General features: G+C 42.6%; 2 protein-coding genes. One reads left to right on the top strand and one right to left on the bottom strand.

Annotated elements, in window-relative coordinates; translation table 11 throughout:
* Positions 1–27: 27 nt before the first annotated feature.
* Complete coding sequence (locus tag QUA78_RS20310) at positions 28–306, bottom strand: peptidoglycan-binding domain-containing protein (RefSeq protein WP_333301403.1); 279 nt, start codon at positions 304–306, stop codon at positions 28–30.
* Between the two features lie 339 nt (positions 307–645).
* Here QUA78_RS20310 and QUA78_RS20305 point away from each other — a divergent pair, with 339 nt between their 5' ends.
* The gene (locus QUA78_RS20305) at positions 646–7,674 is read left to right on the top strand and encodes a LamG domain-containing protein (protein WP_333301405.1); all 7,029 of its coding nucleotides are present in this window, start codon (positions 646–648) and stop codon (positions 7,672–7,674) included.
* The last annotated feature ends 1 nt before the right edge of the window (position 7,675 follow it).

The raw sequence follows: 7,675 nt of genomic DNA, 5'->3' as shown, positions 1-7,675 counted from the left end.
CTCACTATTATCTCGGATGATTCACTTTTATCCCCTCCATCTGCCTATGTGCCAGTTGGGGGTGCGGAATGTGGGTTTGACGGCGTTTTGAACTTGGATGCCGAAGATACCGTCCATCGGGCCGAAATAATATGCCCAATGATATAGAAGCTGTTGTAGTTCCTTGACAGCTTGACCTGTTGAACCAATTTGTAATGTGGGTTTGTTTACTTCAGCGGTTTCAGCAAATGCAAGAGTTGATTGAGAGGTAGTATCGGCGACAAGAGTCATAGTTTCATTGTTCAGGCTTCTTTCTTCGGTGTACATAATGTAGTTCCTATCAACATTTAAGTTTTGGTCTTTGATATTTCAGGTATAACTAATAGGTTTTGCGACTGTACAGTCGCTTCTTATAGTGACACTTTTGTGTGCTAGCACATTTGAGTGTCACTCATTCGAGTTAAGTAGAACTACTTAATTAAAAGTAAAATACATCGCCGATCTAAAGCATTGAGGTCGCAACAGGGAATTTGCTCTATTTCTCCTGGCTCGAAGGAATCAGCAAATTCTCCAGGCCCAACCTTGCTGAGCATGATTTTGTTTTTTCCTCGCTCTGCCCATGCTATGCTGGCAAAATCTATCCTGTATAGTCAGAAAAAACAAAAAATGCTACTAGCCAAAGAAAAAGTCCAACACATCAACAGCATTGCTCATGAAGGTAAAGTTGTTGTCGTAGCGACTGATACGGATAGCAAGATTTGGTACACTGTCAAGCAAGACGGCTTTGAAGATAGTTATCTCAACCAGAAACCGGAAGAAAGAACAGGTTGGGAAGGTTGGAAACTGCTAGAATTACCCAATGAAAACGACGATGGGTCAGTTATTGAGAAAGAAAAAGAAGAACTTACCCACAAGGATAATGATAGTATTTACTTACTGCGATCGCTCTACAAAACCCATGAGCAGTCAGCCCCCGCTCCCGTGCAGTTGGTTTCGGGGTTAGGATATCTCTATATTTTCCGTCAGTCTAAGACTAATACCTTGTTGGTGGATCGGTTTGTTCTCGACGGTTTGACTAATACTTTAACTCGTAAGCTAGAAGTCCGCTTCAAACGCAGCAAGCAGAAGCATAAACCCAGTCAAGCTCAGAAAAAAGGGGGCAGCGGGCTGAAAAATATTGATTCCTTAGATTTTACGGATATCAATGGCAATAACTTTTATGAACCCACCACAGAATTGAGTCTCATCAATAATCTCTCTAATGGTTGGTTTTCTGTCGTCTTGTTGCCTACCAACGAGCAAGATAAATATCGCTGGCATATTTTTGCCTACAATAGCACAAGCCAAAAAGTTGAACTAACTACCCTTCGCGCTTCTGAGGAGGGATTATTTGATGTCAAAGACTATACCATCCTCGATCCGGAACCTCGTAGTATTGCAGGTATTATCAAGCGAACCTTAGATTTGGGAACTGTTACTGTTGCTAAAGGGTTAACTGCGACTAAATACGACTTGCAACGGGAAAGACAAACCGATGAAGGAATGCAACTGCTGAGGGATTCAGTGCGTGTCATGTTAGCTATTGGCACTGGTGCGGGGAATGTGGCAGCGATTAGCTTTGCAGTAGCGGCAGATGGCACGTTATCAGAGATTAAAGAAACCCCAGATGGTACCACAATTCGACGCAGTACCTCTCGTCAAATATTATTGCCTCTCAATACCCTAGACCAAATCAAAACCATTGGCACCACTAACCCGCCACCACAAGGGACAATTACTGGTATTGCCAGGGGAGAAGATGACAAGGTTATCCTCACCTCAAATAAGGCTACTGGGTTAGATGAAACGGAAATTACGGAAGTTAAAATTACGGGTAATAAAGATTACAACAGCTTATATTCCGCAGTCACCAGAATTGACGACAATACCTTTGAAATTACCCCAGAAATTTCAAACGGGGGAAATTGGGAAGTAGTTCCCGAAGAAGAAACCGGGCTGATTTTTAACGGTATCGTCACAGCCTATGAAATTACCAACCAGGGTCAATTAAAAGTAACCGCCCTCAATCATGGATTGGGCAATGGGGATTCGGTGCAGGTTGTTGATACCAAAGACTATAACGGCACTTACACAGTAACAAAAATTGGTGACAATACTTTTAGTTTAGATGGGGTGAGGTGGCAAGCAGGAACAGCCATCAGCGCGAAACTACGAAGCGAAAAACGGCGGGGAGTTATCTTTGATGGGGTAGATGATTATATTGAATTGCCCTTATCTGGCAAGGTTTTAAGTTCTGATTTTACCGTTGAAGCATGGATTAAACCGAGCGAATTTGGGGGATACAAGACTGTACTAGGTACAGATTCACAGGCTAATAATAAGGGACTACACTTGACGGTAGATAACCAAGGGCTACGTTTTGGATTCTATGGTAATGATACATCTAGCACAAAAAGTCTTTCGGTAAATACATGGTATCATGTCGCTTTCTGTTATAGCAAAGAACAAAAAGAACAGACAATTGTCGTCAATGGAGTCGTCGATAAAGTTGAGAAGCCCCATAATCCATTTCAAGGAACAGATAAGTTAAAAATAGGTTCATCCTTGGGAGGAAATTATTTTAAAGGCTGCATTGCCGATGTTCGCATCTGGGATAAAGCCTGTACTGCTGAAGAAATCAAAAATAGTATGTATCTGCAACTGACGGGTCAAGAAGCCGGTTTAGTTGGCTATTGGCGACTAGATGCTATTGTTGAAGAGAAAAAACGGCAAGTTATCGATTTTTCGGTTAATGGCAATGATGGCATTGTCAAAGGTGGTGCTTATGTTAGTTCTGTCACCCTCAATCGTAATTTAGCGGGGACACAAACGCAGGCAATTAAATACGAAAATGAAGATTTGTTTGCCGTATCTGAACGCGCTACTTATACCGAAGAATTTGAGTTCAAAACCAACAATAACAATCTTAATCCTACGACTGCGAATCCTAAATTTTTTGCTCTCACCTACAAAGGTAAGAAAAGTCAGCGTTCTCAAGATTGGATAACCATTTTAGCAGGGACAACCCAATTTACCAGTTTAGGAAATAATTGGTATAAGGCGAGTTCAAGTTTTACAGTGCCAGATGGGATATCTCTGGTACGTTCCTTTGGTATTAGTGACATCAACGGTAATTGGACTACCTTAGAAATTCGCAAGCATAAGATTCAGTTAGATTCTGATAGTATTACTGAAAAAAAATACACCAATCGAGTGAATTTGACAACTTTAGCTGAGACGCAAGCGCCGTTAAAATTGACGTTAAAAGCCAAGTTAAAAGCACTGGGAGACAAAGAGTTAGAGCAAGGAATTAAGCTCAAGCGCAAAAGAGAGCTAGATGACCTACTAGCGATTCTAGGCAGCAAAAAGGAGCTTCAAAACAAGATCGATGCCGCAGAAGCCGAGAAAACCAATCTAACCGGGCAAGTAAAGAAGGCAAGTGAAGAATACCAGACGGAATTGGCTAACCCTGTCAATTATTGGCTCAAGATTGAGAATACAAACAGACAAGGTATGGTGCTAGGGCTTGATAGCAGCAAGTGGGCTAATATTGAGTCATCGAATAACTCTCAGAAACAGCAATGGCAACTGATACCCGATGGGAATTTGTTGTACAAGCTAAAAAACCGAGAATACAACGATTACTTAGACGTTTATAAGTATGCTTCTGGCTGGTATTATGCGGGTGTTGGAGAAGGCAAAACCTACAGTAAAAAGAATTTCGAGAAATGGAAGCTAGTTGGAAATTCTTTGGAAAACAGCCATGTTAGTGGCAACGACAAGTTTCTAGCAACTGAAAGTGGTAATACCAGCGTGTGGCTAGATCAAGGAAAGCAGAACCAGTGGAACTTGATAAAAACTCAAAAACTCAATGATGTAATAGCTACCAAAAAAACGGATTGGGACACCAAGAAAAAAGCTCTAGCAGATGCGGAAAGCGAGTTGGAAAAGTTACGTGCGTTACAGAAATATTTTGAGAGTAAGAAAAACCGCCTCCAACAAGAATTGGGAGATATCAACGGTCAAATCAAAAAACTCAGCGAACAATTAAAACAATTAAACACTGAATTTTTCCAGGACAAAACTAGCTTGCAAACCCCTGAAACCCCTCTAAAAATGGGACTCCTAAACAAAGATAGTAGAGGGCTAGAAACCCAAGGTGCTTTACTAGATTTTGTCCGCCCTGCCAGTCGTCTAAGTGCTATTGAAACCTGTGAAGGCAACGTACAACTAAGCTATTTTGATGATCGAGGAAGAATGCGTCAGACTAATTTTGATGCCACTGCTGACAGCAAAAATCCTACTATTGAACAATGGATTCCTGATTCGGTGTCAGCTTGCCTCAACCTCGAGCAAAATAACAGTCTAGTCACCTTAAGCAAACCGATTGAATTAGGTGAAGAATGGACTATCGAAGCTTGGTTTTTCTATCCACTGCCAGTGCCAGAAACAAGTAATTGGAATAGTCTGATTGGAGGCGAAGTCACCGATAACCCTATAATCGTCAAAAAAGAAGGCGATAGCGACCTATTAGGAACTAGCATCAACATATATTCTCAGAAGAATGCTGATTTTATTAGCAGTGGCTACGATCTGAAAAACCTGTCTCCAGGGTGGTATCATCTCACTGCGGTGGCACAAGAAGATACAACGCTGTTCTACATTGACGGCGAGAAAGTTGGGGATACTAAAACCAAAGCCCTAGAAGATGCCGAGGATAATCTGAAGAAAACCCCCAACGATCCTACAGCTAAAAAAAGGGTTGAAGATATCAAGAACAAGAAAGTAAATTTTAAAAGTACCAGCAATGTCAAATATATTGGCAATGTTCAAGGCGGTAAAGAACAGTTTGGAAAAATCGCCGAAGTTCGGTTCTGGGACATCGCCTTAAGCGCAGAAGAAATTGCCATCAACAGCAAAACCCTAATAACAGGTAATGAACCCGGTTTACTCGCCTATTATCCCCTCACGGAAGCCACTGGTAATAAAATTCAAAACAAAACAGGTGATGGCAATAACGGCACAATTACGGGCGCAAGCTGGTGGGGATGTGCTGCACCGATTGGCAAGTTAATTGAAGTTGAAGGTGAAGGTAATCAAGTCATGCAGTTTGATGGCGTGAATGATTATGTAGAAATTCCATACAACTCAAGCCTTAACCCCAGTCAATTTACTATATCGTGTTGGGCAAAACTAGAAAGAGAGGGTAATAATTCAGTGATTAACTGCGCTCACTCTTCTTGTGGATACGTGTTGTCTATAACAGGGGATAAAAATTTAAATTTTACTATGTATAACAACACAACCCAGTATCCGATTTCCGGCTTTACTTTATCAGGGTGGGTTCTCAATGCCTGGATACATACTTGTATCAGCTATAATGGCTCTACCCTAAAAATTTATAGGAATGGAAATATTATACATACACATGATAATGTAAAATATACTGCCAATTCTACGCGTCCTTTACTAATCGCGGCGGCGGAAAAAACCGATGGAAAGAATTATGAGTTTTTTAATGGAAAAATTGCCGAAGTCTGCATCTGGAACAAAGCTCGTAGCGAAGCGGAAATTAAGGCAGACATGAACCAACGCCTGACTGGGCAAGAACCTGGGTTAGTCGGTTACTGGCCTCTAGATAGCATAAAATTAGGAAAAGCCCTAGACCTCACTGGTAATAATAATCATGGTACGGTAAACGGAGCGAGCCTCGTCACAGCTAAAGATTTTCCCATTGATGCTCCCCCTCCCCCTGCCCTAGTCAGCAACAATGCCTTAGTAAGCTGCGAATATAGCACCGTCAGTAAAGACCGAACAGCGATAATGCGGCGGTTTTTTGCCGCTCCCACCGCCAAAGGTGTTTACCTCTTACCAGACAAACGCATCGAAGAATTAGAACTAAAATGGATTGGTAACGGTCAATTTGCCCCGACACTCTTAGGCTATATTGAAGGCGCTCCCCCCATTCCTAGCGAAAACCTGACCTTAGACGAAGGCTACCACGGCGCGACATCTGTAGAATTAGCCCTGTCGGAAGACGTAGAGTTTAGTTGGAAGCGAATCCAAGATTCCGGTTTAGGATCAACTATAGATACCTTCATTGGAGCCAACGCTGAAGCAGACGCGGGGTTTGGATTTACCACAAAAATCTCTAAGATAAAAAGTGGTTTCAAAGGCGAACTAAAAACGAGCTACCAATTCCAAAATGATAGCAGCATCACCTCAAGTTCATCCCTAAGTATGACTGACACAATAAAATTGTGCGGTACTCAAGAACAATTAGCTATTTTCCCCCACTTAGGCAAAAGATTCATCCCCAAAAATGTCGGTTATGCCTTGGTCGTTTCGGCTTTATCAGATGTCTTTATCACCCGACTTAAACGTAGTGGCAAAATGATCGGTTATCAGGTTCTCCCCGTAGAGAATATGCCCCCTGATATTAATACCATCACCTTTTTGATCAATCCTGCCTATACCATGAGTGGTAGCTTAGACGGCTTGACAGGAAGCAGTGCCACCAGCCAACGGTTCTTTAAGCACGTCCCGGAAATGCGATCGCAATTTGGCTCCCTTTACCCTGCTAGTTACTATCGCCTGCAAGAGGCTTATGACCTCAAACAACAAATCGATCAACAAGACAAAAATCGAGAAGCCTATTTCTACCAGTTTGAGACCCTTTTTGTGGATCAAATCTCATTAAATAAGCAAATCGATGAAGGGAATGCTCCCGGAGATATCTCTGTCAACCGACCAGAGGGCAAGCCAGAGGACAATCTTACCCCAGAGCAACAGAAAGATCAAGCCGCAGCACAACAGGCACAATTGCAAAAAGAAACTGGTGCAGCCTACGATCAACAGTCAACAGCAGTGAAACAGAAACAATCAGAAATAGAGCAAAAAATCAAAGACGAAGAGAAAAGAAGCCAAGCCTCCGCAAGTTTTGCCGCCTGGCAAAGGAAAATGGAAGACATCCAAATTCGTGCCGGCAAGCGTAACATTGTCAACACCTACGTTTGGGATGCCGATGGCGGTTTGCGAGCCGAGGCACAAAGTTTTGCCAACACTGCTGAACATTCTATTGGCGGAGCCTTTAACATGGTGGCAGGTTTAGGCGGTAAAGGGAATTTCGGTGTGTTTGGACTCGGAGCAGAGTTAACAGCTCAAGCAACAGTCAATCTCACCCAAACGATGACGAAAACCGAAAAACGCAGTAAGGGGATTCAGTTAAATGTCGATTTAAGCGGTGTCGAAGGTCGCGGCGTTACCGACTACAACGACTATCCCGTCCTAGCAGGGGAAAAGGTCAACCGTTACCGCTTTATGAGTTTCTACCTCGAAGGCAGCACCAACAATTTTAACGACTTCTTTAGCTATGTGGTTGACCCCGAATGGCTTGCCAGCAACAGCGAAGAAGCGCGAGCTTTACGAGAAGCTAAAGGTAAAGCTAATAAGACTTGGCGGGTACTGCACCGAGTAACTTATGTTGAGCGTCCAGCTTTGATGGGTTTTGGTCGAGATGTTCGTCAACTTGCTGTTGCCGACTCAACCGATGAACTTAGTCAACTTAAAGCCAAAGTGGAAACTCTGGAGAACCAAAACGCGGAAATGCTGGTCAAACTTAACGCAATTCTCAATAAGTTGGATTCAAAGCCCTAAT

The organism is Microcoleus sp. K4-B3, assembly GCF_036704615.1.
Lineage (GTDB): Bacteria > Cyanobacteriota > Cyanobacteriia > Cyanobacteriales > Microcoleaceae > Microcoleus.
The sequence above is the reverse complement of the archived record's forward strand: the minus strand, read 5'-3'. Positions and strand labels throughout refer to the sequence as shown.